Here is a 17849-nt window from a genome sequence, read left to right as displayed (position 1 = left end):
ATATTGACCGATCGCGATATTTCCTTAGGTCATCCTACGTGGTTGTGAATAACGAGGTTGCCTTGAACCACTCCATGACCGTCGTATCCAACTGCGTGTTCGGCCCCGGTGTACACACGAGTGTGCCCCTCGTGCGCGAATAATTATCGCACGAGGGGCACACCCAGCCTCATCTGACCTGTGGGATGACCAGACATACTAGACGGTCGCTGAATGATGCTCTGCTTTCGTAGCCTGAGCGCCACGCCTCCGGAAAGAGGCAGAAGCGAACCTGCCATGATCCCCGCCATCCCTTAATCGGCGTGTCCTCAACCGTGCCGGCGTCGAGAGTCCACCACTGATCACGCTCAGACGTTGAAACCAGCTCAGATGTTGAAACCAATTGCGCGGAGTTGCTCACGACCATCCGGAGTAATACGATCCGGCCCCCACGGTGGCATCCACACCCAAGAAATAGTCACTTCAGGTGTCAATGCGGAAAGAACGGACTGTGCCTGACGCTCGATGACATCCGTCAGCGGGCAGGCAGCAGAGGTCAGTGTCATATCGAGAACAACTGTGTCGTTCTCAGCAATATTCACGCCGTAGACCAGTCCAAGGTCAACGATGTTAATGCCAAGTTCAGGATCGATGACGTCTTTGAGTGCTTCGAGGATATCTTCACCCTTCAAAGAACCGTTTTCAACGATGTCTGTGCCGTCAATCTGGCGAACATTCTCAGACTGTTCGTGTGCCGGTGGTGCGCCGAAACGCTGCTCCACAGGCTCCGGAGCTGCCATGGGGTTATTCATTTATTACCTCCTGCGATGTCGGTTCCGAGCTGTGCAAGCGCGTCACGCAAGGCATACCAGCCGAGCAGTGCACACTTCACGCGATTGGCAAACTGAGAAGTGGATTCAAGAGCCGCTGCATCCCCCAAAGCATCAAGGACTTCGTCGGGCACTCCCCTGTTCCTCGAATGCATCATCGATTCCATGGACGCATATGCTATGCGTGCTTCCTCAATCGAGTGGTTCGCGACCAGGTCGTTCAGCATGGACAGAGATGCTTGAGAAATCGAGCAACCATCGCCATCCCACACAAGCTTTTCAATCGAGCCGTCGTTAGCGAGAGTAACGCCAAGGGTTACTTCGTCGCCGCACGTGGGGTTGACTTGGTGCGACGAGGCCGCAACCTCTTCCACATCGCCTCGGCCGTGTTTGGCGCGGGCATGATCCAAGATGACCTGCTGATAGAGCTGATCCAAGCTTGACATCAGAATCCTCCGAAAAACTCTCTCACGCGTCCAAGGGATGCGACCAGACGATCGATTTCTTCTTCAGTCGTCGACACTGCAACGGATGCTCGTGCGGACGATCGAACAGAGAAGAACGTATGAAGTGGGATCGCGCAATGATGACCGACACGAATCGCGATATCATCAGCATCCAAAATCTGACCGACATCGTGCGGATGGACACCATCGACTGCGAATGCCACGACGCCCACACGATCCACATCGGTTGTTGGGCCAAGGACTTTCACACCGTCGAGTGAGGCAACCCCATCAAGCAGACGCTGCGTTAGGGCTTTCTCATGGGCGTGTACGCGATCCATACCAATAGCGCTCAGGTATTCAAGCGCAGCCGTCCAACCTGCGATTTGAGCTACGGGCTGAGATCCCGCTTCAAACCGTTCGGGAGCGGGCATGTACGTCGATTCCTCCATCGTCACGTATTCGATCATTGATCCGCCGGTCAAAACCGGAGGCATCATGTCGAGGAGTTCCCGCCTGCCCCACAACGCACCGACGCCGGTAGGACCAAGCATCTTGTGCGATGACATGACAGCAAAATCCACGTCCATGGCACGAACATCAATCGCCATATGCGCGCTCGACTGACAGGTATCAGCCAAAACAAGAGCTCCGACACTGCGTGCCTTTGCGACAATCGCATCGACGGGAGAGATCGCGCCCGTCACGTTCGACACGTGAGTGAAAGCAACCAGCTTAGTGTTGGGCGTAATGACGTCGAGTGTCTCAAGGTCAATGCGACCGTCAGGAGTCAGATCCAGCCATTTGAGTTCAGCGCCGGTTCGTGCGCACAATTCCTGCCACGGAACGAGGTTCGCATGGTGTTCTGAGCGAGTGGTGACGATCGTGTCTCCTGGCCCAATTCTCAGTGGAGTCGAAGCCGTGCCTCCACGGCCAACAGACGCATGACCGATAGACAGAGCAACAAGGTTGATGGCTTCGGTCGCGTTCTTGGTCCACACGATCTCATCGCTGCGCCCACCGATAAACGAGGCGAGCGCACTACGTCCGTCTTCGAACGCGCTGGTCGCTTCGTCCCCCAAAATATGGGTTCCGCGGTGAACAGCAGCATTCGAACGACGGTAGAAATTCGCTTCCGCATCAATGACGCTGGCAGGCTTTTGAGACGTTGCAGAGGCATCAAGGTACGCGATCGGCTTCCCTCCGCGCCCCAGTCGAGCGAGAATCGGGAAATCCGAACGGATAGCTTCGAGCTCTACAGCGCTAAAGTCTGCTCCGAGAAGCGAATTCATGTTGATCAGAGACCCAGGTACTTGTCGTAGCCTTCTTCTTCAAGCTGGTCAGCAAGCTCGGGGCCTCCTTCGGCGGCAACATGGCCGTTCACGAAGACGTGAACGTGGCTCGGCTTGATGTAGCGAAGAATGCGCGTGTAGTGAGTGATCAGCATGACGCCACAGCCGGTGGTGTCATGGACACGGTTCACACCCTCAGACACGATGCGCAGAGCATCGACGTCCAGACCGGAGTCAGTTTCATCCAGGACTGCGAAGGTCGGCTGCAGGAGTTCCATCTGGAGGATCTCAAGACGCTTCTTCTCACCACCGGAGAAACCGACGTTGACGTCACGCTCAGCGAAGTCTTCGTCCATACGCAGGTGCTCCATAGAGGACTTCACGTCCTTGACCCACTGGCGGATCTGCGGTGCTTCACCGTTGATAGCGGTCTTAGCGGTACGCAGGAAGTTGGAAACGGAAACGCCCGCAACCTCAACCGGGTACTGCATGGCCAGGAACAGACCGGCCTTGGCGCGCTCGTCAACGCTCATCTCAGTAATGAGCTTGTCGTCGAGCCATGCTTCGCCCTGGGTGATGGTGTATTCGGGATGGCCGGCGAGTGCATAGGCAAGCGTGGACTTGCCCGAACCGTTCGGCCCCATAATGGCGTGGATTTCACCGGACTTGATGGTCAGATTCACGCCCTTCAAGATCTCCTTGGGGCCGTCAGCGGTTTCAACCGTGACATGCAGATCTTTGATCGTCAAAGTCGACATTGTTTCTCCTTGTCGGCGCGAGGCCGCAATAGTTGGTGCGCCACATGGCGCGCAGGGTCAGTTCGTTCGGGACTTGGCGAGTTCGGCCTCGACGGCCTCCATGAGGTGGTCAACCACCTCGGGCACACCAATCTGATTAATGAGCTCGGCGAAGAAACCACGGACAACAAGACGACGTGCCTCGTGTTCGCTGATTCCTCGGCTCATCAGGTAGAAGAGCTGTTCGTCATCGAAACGGCCGGTTGCGGATGCGTGTCCAGCTCCGCGGATTTCACCGTTTTCAATTTCGAGGTTCGGAACAGAGTCGGCCTTGGCGCCCTCGGTGAGGACCAGGTTGCGGTTCAGTTCGTAGGTGTCGGTGTCGTCGGCTGCTTCCCGGATCAGGCAGTCGCCAATCCACACCGAGTGTGCGCCGTTGCCCTGCAGAGCACCCTTGTAGGTGACTCGCGAGTAGCAGTTCGGCTGGGAGTGGTCAACGAACACGCGGTGCTCGAGGTGCTGACCGCCGTCAACGAAGTACAGGCCCAGCATGTTGAGTTCGCCACCGGGGCCTCGGAAATCAGTATCGGAAGAGATACGGACCAGGTCGCCACCGAAAGTAACAACGATGTGCGTCAGGGAAGCATCCTTGCCCAGTGCCAGTCGGTGGTTTGAGGCGTGCAGTGTGGTGTCATCCCATTCTTGGATTGAAACGAAGGTGACCTTCGAGCCGTCCCCTGCGTTCACTTCGATGGTCTGATTGACAGCTGCTTCTTCAGAGCCACGGTGGTTCAGGATGATCGTCGCTTCGGCAAGTTCGCCGACCTCAACGAAGATGTGCTGGGCGCGAGTTCCTTCAACAGCGTCAACGTTCAGACGGATCGGTTCGCTGACCTGCATCTGGGCAGGAACAGAAACAATTGTCGACTCACCATACTGATTCCATGCGACAACCGCTGTGCGATCACCGGGAGCAAGAACAGTACCCAAGCGAGAATCGGAGCGATCAGCCTGTTCAACTGTCACGCATTCAGGAGCCTCAACGGTGACCGGGGCATCACCCTGGTCATAGTTTTCAACCTCAAAAAGACGTTCGATGCGACGCATCGGGGTGAAACGCCAGTCTTCTTCGCGACCGTGCGGGGTCGGGATTGCATCGAGATCGAAGGAAACCGGGCGGTCTGCGCGGCTGGCGTGGCCGCCCTTTTCGACGCCGCCGTGAGAGTGCGCTTTATTCATCACTTCTTGTGTCGTCATATCAGCCGACGGATCCTTCCATCTGCAGTTCGATCAGGCGGTTGAGTTCGAGCGCGTACTCCATCGGGAGTTCCTTCGCGATCGGCTCAACGAAGCCACGAACGATCATTGCCATTGCTTCGTTCTCATCAAGGCCACGGCTCATCAGGTAGAAGAGCTGGTCTGCCGACACCTTCGAAACGGTTGCTTCGTGACCCATTTCGACGTCATCGGTTCGGACGTCAACATAGGGGTAGGTATCGGTACGTGAAACCTTGTCGACAAGAAGCGCGTCGCACAGGACGTTGGACTTCGAGTGCCGTGCGCGGGCGTTGATCTGAACCAGACCGCGGTACGAGGTACGGCCACCGCCACGAGACACGGACTTCGACACGATCGAAGAAGAGGTGTGCGGTGCCATGTGGACCATCTTGGCGCCAGTGTCCTGGTGCTGACCGGGGCCTGCAAAACCGATGGACAATGTCTCTCCACGGGCATGCTCGCCCATGAGGAAGCAGGCGGGGTACTTCATGGTAATCGCGGCACCCATGTTGCCATCGACCCACTCCATAGTTCCGCCTTCTTCGACGATGGCGCGCTGGGTCACGAGGTTCAGAACGTTGGTCGACCAGTTCTGGATCGTCGTGTAGCGAACGCGTGCACCCTTCTTGACGAAGATTTCGATAACACCTGAGTGCAGTGAGTTCTCGTCATAAATCGGCGCGGTGCACCCTTCGACGTAGTGAACGTAGGAGCCCTCATCAGCGATGATCAGCGTACGTTCGAACTGGCCAAGAGCCTCAGTGTTAATGCGGAAGTAGGCCTGAAGCGGGATGTCGACGTGAACGCCTGGTGGCACGTAGACGAAGGAACCACCCGACCAAGCGGCGGTGTTCAGTGCGGAGAACTTATTGTCACCGGAGGGAACAGCTTTGCCGAAGTACTCCTGGAAGATTTCTGGATACTCACGGAGACCCGTGTCGGTATCGAGGAAGATGACACCCTGGCGTTCAAGATCTTCCTGAATCTGCTGGTAGACAACCTCAGACTCGTACTGGGCAGCGACGCCGGAGACCAGGCGATTCTTTTCAGCGTCCGGAATACCCAGACGATCGTAGGTATTGCGAATTTCCTCGGGAAGGTCTTCCCACGCATTCACCTGACGGTCGGTGGGGCTGACGTAGTACTTGAACGTATCGAAGTCGATATCCGAAAGATCCGGGCCCCATGTGGGCATCGGCTTGCGATCGAAGATTTCAAGTGCCTTCAGACGACGTTCACGCATCCACTCCGGCTCATTCTTATGATCCGAGATCGAACGAACAACGTCCGCATTAATGCCGTATTCAGCATTCTTTGAGTACTCGTCGCTATCGCGCCATCCATACTCATACGCGCCAATTGAGTCGATGATTTCATCATCACTCATGTGACGGTCATCGAGGTCAGTGACCTGCGGTGACTGGGTCATAGTGGTGTCAACCTTCCATTCTTAATTTCAAGCACGCTCTACTTACGCCGAGTGGCTCGTGAAGCCGAACGAAGCACGGGTGCGCCCACGGGAATGTGAGTCGTACAGACGTGACCACCGCCGGCAAGAGTTGCAAGCCTCTGAATGTGAACATCAAGAAGTCGACTAAACGCTTGGGTTTCTGCCTCGCAGAGCTGCGGGTAGTCACCGGCAACTTCCTGAATAGGACAGTGCCCTTGGCATAGCTGAATAGCAAAATTGCCATTACCGATGTCTCGAACCGTCGCAGCATAACCGTCTTGAGTCAGTGCATCGGCAAGAGCCTGAGCACGGACCTTCGGGTCTGAGCCAGCTTCGCGCACGATAGGCGCATAGCGACGCTCAATTTCACGCGAACGAGAGGCCGCGAAAGAATCAATCGCTTCCCCACCGCCAACCTGTCCAAGGTAACCGAGGGCTTTGACAGCTAGCTCGGAATATCCGTCAGGCAACTTCGTGTGCGCGTTCGGTGTTGCGACATAGTGACGAGCCGGGCGTCCACGACCGCGCTTTTGCAACTGCGCCGGTTCCATCTCCATGATTTCTTTCGAATCCAACAAGATGGTGATGTGCCTGCGCACGGCTGCGGTAGTCAGCTTAAGAATTCGAGCGATGACGGTTGCAGTCACGGGTCCTTTTTCGACGATCAAATCGAGGACTTGCTCGCGAGTTCGCGCATCGAGCTGTTCGCCCACAAGGCCTCCGATCATCTGTTCACATGGGAATCTATGTCAGAGTCTACGTCCTTTTACGCACAATATGCTTATCGAAATTCAGACGTGTCAAAAACGCCACACGTTTCCTTAGCGCATCCAGGGTGAATCCGCAGGTCGGAGGTTCTTCCAACCACGTGCTCGCGCATTCCAGGTTGCAAGAATTCCAGTTACCGCAGATGGGTTGTGCAACTTGCCAGCAAAGATCATGTCCACAGCGTCATCAAGCTTCACCCAGGAACTCACCATGAGTGCCTCTTCGTCCAGACGTTCGAACTCCTGATCAAGCTCGACCAGATCACGCGCGAGGAAGATACGAAGCGATTCAACAGATCCTCCCGGCGATGTGAAGTAGTCGACCAGAACATCCCATTGATTGGCTTGAAGATCAACTTCTTCAGCCAGTTCTCGCTGGGCGGCACAGACATAGTCTTCCCCTTCGATATCGAGCAATCCCGCGGGAATTTCCCATAGGTTTGCTCGCACCGGATGACGATACTGACGTTCAAGAAGTACCTCTTCGTTGCCAGCTTCGCCCCGCAACGCCACGACAGCGACCGCACCTGGGTGCGTGGTGTACTGGCGAAGGACAGGTTCAGCGTCTTCAATCAGACGAACTTCATCCTCTTCAAGCCCGATGACCCGACCATCCCACAGATGACGGTGTTCAATGACCTCGAATTGAGCTGGAGTGTCGCCTTCGGCCTTCGCCTGAGAGGCCGCAACTTCACGCAAGGTCATTTCGCCGATTCCTCAACGACATGAGTGTCTTGGTTCGACGAGTAGCGTCCCTTGTGGCGTTCCAGGGCAGCGTGGACGAGGCTCGCGAACAGTGGATGCGGGTTCGTCGGACGCGACTTGAACTCCGGGTGAGCCTGGGTCGCCACGTAGTACGGGTGCACGGAACGATCAAGCTCAACGAACTCAACCAGATCACCCGAGGGCGAAGTACCGGAAATATGCAGGCCCGCCGCTTCAAGGCGATCGCGATAGGCGTTGTTGACCTCGTAGCGGTGACGGTGACGTTCGGTCACCTCGGTCGTTCCATACGCCTGAGCAACAATGGAACCTTCGGTGAGTTTTGCAGGGTAAGAGCCAAGGCGCATCGTGCCGCCAAGATCACCTTCGCCGGAAACGATGTCCATCTGGTCGGCCATCGTGGCAACAACCGGATCGGAAGTCTCGGGATCCATCTCCGTCGAAGAAGCGCCAGCCAGACCCAGCATGTTACGCGATGCTTCAATCACCATGCACTGCAAGCCAAGGCAGAGGCCCAGAGTAGGAACGCCGTGTTCACGTGCCCAGCGCAGGGCACCAAGCTTGCCTTCGATGCCTCGTACACCGAAACCGCCGGGGACACAGATCGCATCTACACCGGCAAGTTCACGACTGGCACCTTCGGGCGTCTCGCAACCATCGGACGCGACCCAGCGGATGTCAACGCGAGCATTGTTTGCAAAGCCACCGTGCTTGATGGCTTCCTGAACCGACAGATACGCATCGTGCAGATCAATGTACTTGCCAACCAGGGCAACCTCAACGCGGTACTTCGGGGAATGAACCCGCTCGAGCAAGCCATTCCACTCCGTCCAATCAACATCGCGGAACTGCAATCCAAGACGTTGAACCAAGTAGGCATCAAGTCCCTCACGGTGAAGCGTCGGCGGAACCTCGTAAATCGACGACACATCCTTGCACTCGATGACGGCATCGCGGTCAACGTCGCACATCAGCGCGACCTTGCCCTTAATCCCCTCAGGAAGCGGACGATCCGTGCGCAACACAAGAGCATCGGGAGCAATACCGATCGAACGAAGAGCAGCAACAGAGTGCTGCGTCGGCTTCGTCTTCAGTTCGCCGGCAGCCGGCAGGAACGGAATCAGCGAAACGTGAACAAAGGCAACGTTCTCGCGACCAAGATCGGCGCGCACTTGACGTGCAGCTTCGAGGAACGGCTGAGATTCAATATCACCGACGGTGCCACCAATTTCCGTGATGATCACGTCAGGAGTGTTGCCTTCGGCATCAGGACGAGCCTGGGAACGCATCACGCGTTTAATTTCATCAGTAATATGCGGGATAACCTGGACGGTATCACCAAGGTATTCACCACGACGCTCCTTCGCGATCACCGTCGAGTAGACCTGACCGGTTGTCGCGTTTGCGTCACCCGAAAGAGCAACATCAAGGAAACGCTCGTAGTGACCAATATCGAGGTCGGTCTCAGCACCATCTTCCGTCACGAAAACTTCACCGTGCTGGAAGGGGTTCATTGTGCCCGGATCGACGTTAATGTACGGATCAAGCTTCTGCATCACAACAGAAAGACCACGAGAACGAAGAAGACGACCAAGACTTGAAGCGGTCAACCCTTTACCCAGTGAACTGACGACACCGCCAGTAACAAAAATCTGCTTGGTTACCATTTGATCTGCGCCCATAGCGCGCGTTGAAGACATCACCATGGGACTCCAGCATAACAAAACGGTGCGTATCACCTCGACTCAGAAGGCCAAGATGATACGCACCGCACAGTTGGAAACGCCACGTGGTGGAAGCGCTAGTGGCTCGCTGTCACGAACGTTGAGGCGAAACGATAGCTCCTATCACGGAAGCTCAGGTATAACCGCAGTGGCGCCATTTTGAACGCCGTATGCGCGAGCAGTTGCGGACGCATCCTTCAGGGAGATGACGGCTGAGATTGCCGACAGCGTCGTGCCAGGCGAATCGATTGACGTGACCTGGGCACCCTGAGTGCGCAGAACCTGTCCCATGGACGAATCCGTCGAAGCATCGGCGACGATAACCGCAGACTTCGGAACAGAAGTAACCGCCTGAGCAAGACCCAACCACGCCTGAGGAGCACGTTCCACAACGCCAGACTGGGAAGAATCTGCAGAGTTCTGAGCTAAAACAGTTGCCGAAGCACGCGGGCCGACGACAACGATGGCTTCTGTTGCTCCGGCCGGATCCGTGGCGATCGACATAATCGGAGTGGAATCGTCAGTCAAAATCTCCTTCACGAGGTCCGTTTCAGAACCCGTAGTCGTCAAGACTGCAACGATGCCGAAGCTGATGATTGCTTCGCCCGATGCAGATGAGGGCAGATTAGACATATGGCTCGAAAGGGGGCTTGAAAGGGTCTCACGGTACTGAGACATTCCAGCGTTATCAAAGTTGTCCGTCAGCGAGACATGGCCGATTACCTCGGCGCCAGCGGCGGACAGGCGATCGCTGACCGTAGTAATGTCTTCAGCCGTAGCTCCGGGCAGACCAATTGTTGTTACCTTCATGCCGGACAGAGTGCCATCAAGCTTGTTCGATGCAATCGCATCAAGACCTGCTGCTTCAGCGCTTGCCAAAGCTTGAGCCTGAGCAAGAGCCTGGGCATCGGCAACGGAAGATGCTGCATTCTTATCTGCAAGAGCCCCAGAGATTCGGGACTGCAACGGACCAGAACCGAGGATGACACCGATCGAAAGCGCCACGAACACTGCGATCAGCGATACCAGGTGGTAACGGAAATTCATCATTTTGTATCTCCTCAGTTGAGGTTCGTCAAAGAGTCAGGGGACAATGGGGTGGACGGGCTCGCAAGCGAAATAATCGATGAGAACAAATCATTGCCCCACGGCGTCGCCCAGAGAGCAACACCGATTCCACCAATCATCACCAACGCCAGTAGCACGATCCAGAAACCTGAGAGTCGTGGGCGGTGGCTGGCGGCAACTGCTCGAGCCTGAACGAGTTCATCCCCGGCAACGAGTCGAGTAAAGAATGAGGGCGACATCGCGGAGCGACCACGGTCAACGAAATCGTCAAGATCGTGGTGACCACCGACGAGAACGATCGACGAGGCGCCCGAATGCTTAGCTACCAGCAGGGCAACGTCTTCGGACGAACCCGACATTTCGACAACGTCGGCGTGCAGACCCATGCGGTTGAGTCGTTCGCTTCCTTGAGCGATACCGTCGTGACCGCGTCGAAGAATCCTACGGCCTGCTCCACGAAGAACCTTATCGCTGATCTGATCCATGTCACCGACAACGATCTGAGGTTTAAACCCGGCAGAACGCGCCAGATCACTACCTCCGTCAACACCGATGATGATCGGAGACGCATCGCCGATCCAACGCTTCAGGTTCTTCAGCTGTTGTTTGGTCTGGGAATCGTCAAGGACGACAACAACGGGCTTTCCTTCGAGGTCTTTCTTAAAGGTCGGAACGCCAACACCTCGTAGGACGCCTCCATCACGATCAAGGAATTCTTCGATCGAGGCTGCGAATGAACCGATCTGCGTTGAAATGAGCTGTCGGCTTTCGACTTCGTCGTTTTCCAAATCGCGCAGGGAAAGCAGACGACCTGTCGATACGACTTCATCGTCGCGAAGAACACGACCATCTTCGATTGTGATGGTGTCACCTTCACGCAGGGACATCACGTCGGGGCCAAGATCATCGATGACGATGATTCCTGCTTCGAGAAGTACACGAGGTCCGCGCACCTGTTGGCGACCTGACGACGAAGGCGCGGCATTAAGGACGGCCTTCGGTTCACGCGACACGAGAGCGTGCGCGCTTTGACGATCAAGGTCAACCTGATCGATTACTGCAATGTCACCGGGTTCCATGCGAGCAGTAATGTTTCGAACACGACTGTCAACGCGTACGATACCCGTGATTTGTGTCGCGCCTGAAGCGGACTGGATTTTTTCGCTACTCATCCCTGTGATTGTGGCACGGCTGAAGTCAGGACTTCGATAGCGTGTCGGCGCGCCGCCGGAGAGTGAGCATCTCCACCCATCATCCGCGTTAATTCAGCCTCTCTGGCTTCACCTTCCACCACGTGCACGTCGGTGAGACCGTCATTCTTCGTCACCACTAGGTGGTGCGAGGCGAAGACAGCGACCTGCGGGAGGTGAGTGACGACAATAACCTGCCGGTTTTGCGCCAGGCGTTTCAAACGGGCACCCACTTCAGTCGCCGTTTGCCCGCCAATTCCCGCATCAACTTCGTCGAAAATGAAGGTCTTCGTGGTGCTCTTTTCACCCAAGACGACTTCGAGTCCCAGCATGATGCGGGACAGCTCGCCACCGGAGGCTCCTTGCCCAAGTGGGCGTGGTGTGGCCGACGAGTGCGGTTGAAGCAGGATAGTGACGTCGTCGAGGCCATGCGACGTAGGTTTTGTCTTTTCAACGATACAAATAAGCTTCGCGTCTGCCATGGCAAGCGCGTGCAGCTCCCCCGTTACTTTTTCCGCCAGCTCACAACCGCATCGGACGCGGGAATCGTGAAGCCGTGAACCGACTTCGAGGACACGCGCTTGAGCTTCCTTCAGTTTCTTTTCGGCGACCTCAGGATTATTTCCACTGGTCACAAGCTCTTCAAGACGCCTACGTGCGCGTTGCGCCCATTCAATGAGGCCAGTCGCATCATCGGCCCGGCCTTCAAGAAGTTTCTTCAGATCAGCGCGTCGCGAATGAACCCATGCAAGACGACTGGGGTCAGCGTCGAGGCTACGAGCGTAGGCTCCCAGGTCATCCCCCAGAGTCTCAACATCGATTGCGATCGATTCTGCCTGTCGTTCAAGAGACGCGAGCGACTCGTCGAGACTGCGCGCGCAAGAAATCTGGTCGCGACTGTGTCGAAGAAGGCTCGAGGCTCCATCTGTATCGTCAGTTCCTCGGATGAAAGCCGTTGCAGTATCAATAAACCGACGGAGGTCTTCCACGCTCATCAGGCGACGCGCTTCAAGTCGTAGCTCTTCGTCCTCACCTTCATGAGGGTCGAAAGCATCAATCGCTTCAAGAGCTGCGCTTAGCGATTCTGTTTCTCGGATACGCTCATCTGCGTTCTTCGTAATGTCGTCGAAAGAACGCTTGGCGTTCACCGCTTCTTTCCAAGCTTTCTCGTATTCGGCCAGCAGATCCTGGTGCGCTTGGTCGCCGTAGGAATCTACGAGGTCACGTTGCGCGTTCGGGTTTTTTAAACGCATTTGTTCGGCCTGCCCGTGCACTGTGATCAGAGGGGCAACCGTCTGGGCAAGCCCCGATGCTGGAACCATTCGCCCACCGACGTGTGCGCGCGAGCGCCCCTGGGCTAGAACGGTACGCGAAACAATCAGCTCCGAATCTTCAACGTCAATTCCCTCTTCGACCAGAGGAGCTATGTGTTGCTCATCCAGAATGAAGACACCATCGACTTGCGCGCGAGATCGTCCTTCGCGCACTAAGGCTGGCTCTGCCCGCGAGCCCAATAGAAGATTGACCGATGTGAGCACCATCGTTTTACCGGCACCCGTCTCGCCGGTAAGGACCGTGAGCCCCTCACCGAAGTCAAGAGTGGCGCGGTCAATCACACCGATCCCGGAGATTTCAATCGTTGAAATCATTTCCCGACCGACCTGTTACGTCCGTTCCTCCAACCGCGGGTCGGAAGATTAAATTTCTGAACCAGACGAGTCGAGAATGGAGTGTCATCAAGACGGACAAGTCTCACCGGCCACTGACCAACCGTTGTGGTCACGCTCGAGCCCGGAGGCAAACTGTTCCGTCGTTTGCCATCGCACCATAGTTCTGGCGAGGTCCAGTTTTCACTGAGCACGCCCACTTCAAGCTTGGAAGATGGACCCACGACAAGCGGCCTCGTAAACAATCCATGAGCCGCCAACGGCGCCATCACGATCGCCTCCATATCGGGCCATACAACTGGTCCACCGGCAGAGAAACTATATGCGGTTGAGCCTGTTGGCGTCGCCAAAACAATGCCATCAGCGCCATACGTTGAAACGTCCTGTCCGTCGACTGCCAGCGCAAGATGCACCGGATGGGCAACATCCGTGTGGATAACGACCGCTTCGTTCAACGCCCAGTCAGTAATGACTGTCCCATCGGGTTGGCGAACAACAACGTCCAACGTCATGCGGGTTTCCAGATGGAAATCTTCGTTCGCGATGCGTTGTGCCAGTTCGTCGAAGCCCTGATCGGTTGCCTCAGCGAGAAAGCCCATGTGGCCGAGGTTCACTCCGAGAAGGGGTACATCGCAACGGCGAGCATATTCAGCTGCCGCAAGGATCGTTCCATCGCCACCGAGGGCAAGAAGAAGATCGGCAGAATTTGGGCGTGCTTCTTCGACGACCTCTACGCCAAGAGAGTCGAGCTCGCTCATCATGACCGATGCTGCTGTCTGCGCGTCAGGACGATGCTTATGCCAGACAAGCATGACGCGACGAATCATTGAAGTCCCTTCGAATCTGCGGGGCCAGCGATCACTGCCTCTTTGATACGTGAGCGTAACTCATCAGCATCAATTCCGCCTGAGCCAGATGCGGACATATGGATAAAGTACTCAACGTTCCCAGAAGGCCCCGGAAGAGGCGAAGCTGCGACTGCGCGGACTGTCAGACCGTTGTCGATGGCGCAGAGCGCAACATTTTCGACGGTTTCCACGTGATGGTTCGGGTTGCGAACAACGCCACCGTGGCCGAGACGTTCTTTGCCGATCTCAAACTGCGGCTTCACCATCAGCAGGAAATCAGCGTCATCGGTTGCAACTGCAACGAGAGCCGGGATAACAAGCGTCAGTGAAATAAAGGACATATCGCCAACAACGATCTGTGGCTTCGGATCCAGATCGCCGTCTTTCATCGTGCGTACGTTGGTACGATCCGTCACGACAACACGAGGATCTGACTGGAGCTTCCAAGCAAGCTGACCGTAACCAACGTCAACGGCAAACACCTGGCGGGCTCCCCTGCGTAACAACACGTCAGTGAATCCACCGGTTGAAGCGCCGGCGTCCATACACACTGTGTCCGCAATCGTGGGAGCAGTATCGCCCAGAATATCTAGGGCACCGGCCAGTTTATGCGCACCACGAGAGACGTATTCAATCTCTAGTGCCTCGCTGATCACGATCGCCTGTGCAGGATCCATTTGACGTGCGGGCTTCAGAACAATTTCTCCGTCGAGCTTCACACGCTGGTCAGCGATCATTTCTTGGGCGTGGGTACGAGATCGAGCCAATCCCCTGCGCACAAGCTCCGAATCAATTCGACGCAGTTTCACAAGAACTCCGGACCGGATAGACGCGTGCGTAGAACAACGTCGCGTTCTTTCAAACGAACGATCTCGCGTTCAAGTTCTTCGATGCTCACCGTTTCAGACTGGGCATTCTGTCCTGAATTCGTAGCCTGGTGAGCATCATCATTGCGAAGGCTCCGGTTCTGGGGCGGCATCACGCCCGCCCCAGAACCGTCACTGAGATTAGTCATCACTCGCCTTGAGTTTCGCCCGCTTCGTCATCGTCTTCAGTTTCGGCAAGAAGACGTTCGAGTTCTTCTTCGCCGGGAAGGAACGCAGGAGTTTCCAATGCTTCATCGAGTTCATCTGCTTGAACTGCAAGCAGTTCGTCAGAGGAGGTGAAGCCCTCGTCGCTTTCTGCGTCTTCTAAGATTTCAATCGGCGCAACAACGATTCCGGACTCATCGTCGTTCGGAACGACTGTGAGCTTGGGGCAACGCGGGGTCTCTCCGGCGTTTTCGTCAGAGTAATCCCAGCCTGCTGCCGCCATTGCACGGTAGGTGTCGAGCGTAATCGTGTAGATCTCATCCGCGGCCAGTTCAACATCGTCGACGAAAATTCCACCGTGACGTGCTATGCGGACAACCTGAGAGACGCCACAGGTCCAGGAGTTATCCAGGTGGTGCTTAGCGCGCGGATGAGTTTCCTGAAGGCCTCGGATATCGAGGGCAAGGAAGCTGGGGCGCTGGCCGCGAGGAGCCGTCACAATGGCTTGTGCGTCATGAATACCGGTAAGAACATGCATTGCCGGCATGCCTGCGCGAATAGCACCCAGGATGTCGGTTTCAAGGCGGTCGCCAACAGCGATCGGCTTCTCTCCGCCAACCAGCGCAGCAGCACGCTGGTAAATACCCGGTTCCGGCTTGCCCGCTGCAAACGCACGCTTGCCCGTTGCATGTTCAATGGCGGCGACAAGAGAGCCGTTGCCAAGAGCAAAGCCACGTTCCTGTGGAAGAGTTGTGTCAAGGTTCGTTGCGAAGAAGCGCGCACCGCGTTGAATGGCAAATGCGCCTTCCGACATGAGCACCCAGTTCACGTCCTTGTCGAGGCCCTGAACAACGGCAACCGGCTCATCATCAGCGGAATCAACAAGCTCATATCCCGCTTCGGTCAGTGCAACGCGAAGACCGTCGCCACCGATAGCAAAGACCTTCGAACCGTCTTCGATACGTTCCTTCATCAAAGCAATAACATCCATGGCGGAGGTCATCACCATCGACGGATCTGCTTCAAAGTCCATCGTGTTCAGCTTGTCGGCAACCTGGCGAGGGCTACGCATCGCGTTATTCGTAACGAACACGGTCTTCATGCCGGCTTCGCGTGCTTCTTTCACTGCGTCAGCTGCATGTTCGATCGGCTCATCACCATTCCATGCGGTGCCATCGAGATCAAAGAGGGCAACATCGAATTCTTCAACCAGCGGTCTTGACATTGCACGAAGCTGAGTGCGCTTATTGTCAACGTCAGCATCCGCATAGAGCGAAATATCAACGATATCGGGGTCTTCAATTTCTTCAGGAAGTTGGGATTCGAGTTCGTCGGCTTCATCATCGCGTCCAAGTTCACGCAGACGATCAATCTTGACCTCGTTCAAGCGACGCAGGAGGAAGGGATCCGTGTCTGCGGGCAGTACAGCCAACGCATCATCGACGATGAGCAGACCAACTTCGCTCTGGCCAAGATCGGCGCGAGCGCCGGAAGAAACCAGAATCAGTTCGACTTGCTCAGACAGTTCCATGCCTTTGGTTTCAGTCTGGTCGATGATTTCGACAGCCTTTTCAGGGCGTCCCAGGCCACGTTCACAATCGGCTTCGACTGCACGAAGCGAGTTGTCACCGCGCATACGACGGACGGCGCGGACCTCACGGAGCGCCTCGTCATAGCGACCGGATGCGTATGCGGTCAAGGCACTTGCTTCGCGGACAACGTCGACGCGACCGGCACGCGCAGATGCTGCTGAAGCATGCTTGTAGGCAAGTTCCGGATCAAGGTCAATCAGTTGTCCGGCCATCACGAGGTGGCGGGCAACGATGTCCTTATTCGGGCCGGAAAGTGTAGTAAGTGCGCGCAGTGCTGCGGCATCAAGTTCCTGGGCGGACACACCTGCGGGAATCGTGGGCTCATTCGGATTGGGCGAGACGTACTCGTCAGTGGAAGCGTAGTTTTGGTACTGCTCTTGGTTATGGCTGGGAGGCATGCGATCACCGCGCTGGCGATCGCCACCGCGACGCTCATTGTTACGGTCAAAACCACCGGAACGGCGATCGTTGTTACGGTCGAAACCACGACCACGATTATCATCGCGACGACCATAACCGCCCTGACGACGATCATCACCACGACGCCCATATCCGCCTTCACGGCGGTCATTGTTACGATCAAAGCTACGACCACGATTGTCATCACGACGTCCATAACCACCGTCACGCCGATCATTGTTACGGTCGAAACCACGACCACGATTATCATCACGACGACCATAACCACCGTCACGCCGATCGTTATCGCGTCGCGCGTATCCGCCGTCACGGCGATCGTTGTTACGGTCGAAACCACGACCACGATTGTCATCACGACGACCATAGCCGCCGTCACGCCGATCGTTATCGCGTCGCGCGTATCCGTCTTCACGGCGGTCATCGTCGCGACGGCCGTATCCACCTTCGCGACGGTTGTTGTTTGCGCGGGATTGATTGTGGTCGCTCCACCGTGAGCGACGTTGGAATCCACCACGACCCTTATCAAAACGTGATCCTTGTTCTTCTGCCATGGCTTCTTCCTCTATTCCTGCGCGGTTGCGCTTTTCAAACGTGGGCGTTCTAGCCCTGATAGCTACATTTCTACTTTAAAAAGCATAGCCGGTTCACGGCGATAATCCGCCAGATAACTGCCACATTGTGCGTGAGTCCACTCGCCTACCGCTGTTCGTTGCCGAGCTTTGACTGAAGGGCACTTTGTGCACAGTAGTAAACCCCTTGGAGGGGTGCTCCAAGGGGTTTACGTGAGTTAAAATTGCGGCGGTGTCC

General features: G+C 56.0%; 16 protein-coding genes. All 16 read right to left on the bottom strand.

Annotated elements, in window-relative coordinates; all coding sequences use genetic code 11:
• Positions 1-365: 365 nt before the first annotated feature.
• Positions 366-791: a metal-sulfur cluster assembly factor gene (locus QP503_RS04615; RefSeq protein ID WP_103633713.1), complete on the bottom strand. Its 426-nt coding sequence runs from the start codon at positions 789-791 to the stop codon at positions 366-368.
• Positions 788-1255: a Fe-S cluster assembly sulfur transfer protein SufU gene (sufU, locus tag QP503_RS04610; RefSeq protein WP_006680949.1), complete on the bottom strand. Its 468-nt coding sequence runs from the start codon at positions 1253-1255 to the stop codon at positions 788-790. The genes QP503_RS04615 and sufU overlap by 4 nt, the downstream gene beginning before the upstream one ends.
• Positions 1255-2547, bottom strand: a complete 1293-nt coding sequence (locus tag QP503_RS04605) for a SufS family cysteine desulfurase (RefSeq protein ID WP_006680948.1) — start codon at positions 2545-2547, stop codon at positions 1255-1257. Before QP503_RS04605 ends, sufU begins: the two co-directional genes overlap by 1 nt.
• 5 nt (positions 2548-2552) lie before the next feature.
• Positions 2553-3305, bottom strand: coding sequence for a Fe-S cluster assembly ATPase SufC (gene sufC / locus QP503_RS04600; RefSeq protein ID WP_006680947.1), 753 nt, complete (start codon positions 3303-3305; stop codon positions 2553-2555).
• Between the two features lie 57 nt (positions 3306-3362).
• Complete coding sequence (gene sufD, locus QP503_RS04595; RefSeq protein ID WP_006680946.1) at positions 3363-4541, bottom strand: Fe-S cluster assembly protein SufD; 1179 nt, start codon at positions 4539-4541, stop codon at positions 3363-3365.
• Position 4542: 1 nt separating this feature from the next.
• Complete coding sequence (sufB, locus tag QP503_RS04590; protein ID WP_006680945.1) at positions 4543-5991, bottom strand: Fe-S cluster assembly protein SufB; 1449 nt, start codon at positions 5989-5991, stop codon at positions 4543-4545.
• Positions 5992-6029: 38 nt separating this feature from the next.
• Positions 6030-6740, bottom strand: coding sequence for a helix-turn-helix transcriptional regulator (locus QP503_RS04585; RefSeq protein WP_243440772.1), 711 nt, complete (start codon positions 6738-6740; stop codon positions 6030-6032).
• 93 nt (positions 6741-6833) lie between these two features.
• Positions 6834-7484, bottom strand: coding sequence for an NUDIX domain-containing protein (locus QP503_RS04580; RefSeq protein ID WP_006680943.1), 651 nt, complete (start codon positions 7482-7484; stop codon positions 6834-6836).
• Complete coding sequence (pyrG, locus tag QP503_RS04575) at positions 7481-9202, bottom strand: CTP synthase (protein WP_006680942.1); 1722 nt, start codon at positions 9200-9202, stop codon at positions 7481-7483. Before pyrG ends, QP503_RS04580 begins: the two co-directional genes overlap by 4 nt.
• Positions 9203-9349: 147 nt before the next feature.
• Positions 9350-10276 carry a copper transporter gene (locus QP503_RS04570; RefSeq protein WP_006680941.1) on the bottom strand — a complete coding sequence of 309 codons (927 nt, stop codon included), beginning with the start codon at positions 10274-10276 and terminating at the stop codon, positions 9350-9352.
• A gap of 11 nt (positions 10277-10287) precedes the next feature.
• Positions 10288-11466, bottom strand: coding sequence for a putative cytokinetic ring protein SteA (gene steA, locus QP503_RS04565; RefSeq protein ID WP_006680940.1), 1179 nt, complete (start codon positions 11464-11466; stop codon positions 10288-10290).
• A complete protein-coding gene (gene recN, locus QP503_RS04560; RefSeq protein WP_006680939.1) occupies positions 11463-13133 on the bottom strand; it encodes a DNA repair protein RecN in 1671 nt (556 codons plus the stop codon). Before recN ends, steA begins: the two co-directional genes overlap by 4 nt.
• Positions 13130-13978 (bottom strand): NAD kinase, encoded by an 849-nt coding sequence (locus QP503_RS04555; RefSeq protein WP_006680938.1) that lies wholly within the window; start codon positions 13976-13978, stop codon positions 13130-13132. Before QP503_RS04555 ends, recN begins: the two co-directional genes overlap by 4 nt.
• Positions 13975-14808 carry a TlyA family RNA methyltransferase gene (locus tag QP503_RS04550; RefSeq protein ID WP_103633712.1) on the bottom strand — a complete coding sequence of 278 codons (834 nt, stop codon included), beginning with the start codon at positions 14806-14808 and terminating at the stop codon, positions 13975-13977. The genes QP503_RS04555 and QP503_RS04550 overlap by 4 nt, the downstream gene beginning before the upstream one ends.
• Entirely contained in the window at positions 14805-15014 is a 210-nt protein-coding gene (locus tag QP503_RS04545) for a hypothetical protein (protein WP_006680936.1), read from the bottom strand. The genes QP503_RS04550 and QP503_RS04545 overlap by 4 nt, the downstream gene beginning before the upstream one ends.
• Positions 15014-17593, bottom strand: a complete 2580-nt coding sequence (locus tag QP503_RS04540; protein ID WP_285101367.1) for an HAD-IIA family hydrolase — start codon at positions 17591-17593, stop codon at positions 15014-15016. The genes QP503_RS04545 and QP503_RS04540 overlap by 1 nt, the downstream gene beginning before the upstream one ends.
• Positions 17594-17849 lie beyond the last annotated feature (256 nt).

The sequence above is a fragment of the Pauljensenia sp. UMB0895 genome (genome assembly GCF_030218905.1).
Classification (GTDB): domain Bacteria; phylum Actinomycetota; class Actinomycetes; order Actinomycetales; family Actinomycetaceae; genus Pauljensenia; species Pauljensenia turicensis_A.
Note: the sequence above shows the minus strand (reverse complement) of the source record. Positions and strands in the feature narration are given on the sequence as shown.

Excerpts from the sequence above, each read along its gene's own strand:
- QP503_RS04580 (WP_006680943.1), bottom strand. The coding sequence starts at position 7,484 with ATGACCTTGCGTGAAGTTGCGGCCTCTCAGGCGAAGGCCGAAGGCGAC.
- QP503_RS04585 (WP_243440772.1), bottom strand. The coding sequence starts at position 6,740 with ATGATCGGAGGCCTTGTGGGCGAACAGCTCGATGCGCGAACTCGCGAG.
- sufC (WP_006680947.1), bottom strand. The coding sequence starts at position 3,305 with ATGTCGACTTTGACGATCAAAGATCTGCATGTCACGGTTGAAACCGCT.
- QP503_RS04545 (WP_006680936.1), bottom strand. The coding sequence starts at position 15,014 with ATGACTAATCTCAGTGACGGTTCTGGGGCGGGCGTGATGCCGCCCCAG.
- steA (WP_006680940.1), bottom strand. The coding sequence starts at position 11,466 with ATGAGTAGCGAAAAAATCCAGTCCGCTTCAGGCGCGACACAAATCACG.
- sufD (WP_006680946.1), bottom strand. The coding sequence starts at position 4,541 with ATGACGACACAAGAAGTGATGAATAAAGCGCACTCTCACGGCGGCGTC.
- pyrG (WP_006680942.1), bottom strand. The coding sequence starts at position 9,202 with ATGTCTTCAACGCGCGCTATGGGCGCAGATCAAATGGTAACCAAGCAG.
- QP503_RS04605 (WP_006680948.1), bottom strand. The coding sequence starts at position 2,547 with ATGAATTCGCTTCTCGGAGCAGACTTTAGCGCTGTAGAGCTCGAAGCT.
- QP503_RS04555 (WP_006680938.1), bottom strand. The coding sequence starts at position 13,978 with ATGATTCGTCGCGTCATGCTTGTCTGGCATAAGCATCGTCCTGACGCG.
- QP503_RS04540 (WP_285101367.1), bottom strand. The coding sequence starts at position 17,593 with ATGGCAGAAGAACAAGGATCACGTTTTGATAAGGGTCGTGGTGGATTC.
- QP503_RS04570 (WP_006680941.1), bottom strand. The coding sequence starts at position 10,276 with ATGATGAATTTCCGTTACCACCTGGTATCGCTGATCGCAGTGTTCGTG.
- QP503_RS04615 (WP_103633713.1), bottom strand. The coding sequence starts at position 791 with ATGAATAACCCCATGGCAGCTCCGGAGCCTGTGGAGCAGCGTTTCGGC.
- recN (WP_006680939.1), bottom strand. The coding sequence starts at position 13,133 with ATGATTTCAACGATTGAAATCTCCGGGATCGGTGTGATTGACCGCGCC.
- sufB (WP_006680945.1), bottom strand. The coding sequence starts at position 5,991 with ATGACCCAGTCACCGCAGGTCACTGACCTCGATGACCGTCACATGAGT.
- sufU (WP_006680949.1), bottom strand. The coding sequence starts at position 1,255 with ATGTCAAGCTTGGATCAGCTCTATCAGCAGGTCATCTTGGATCATGCC.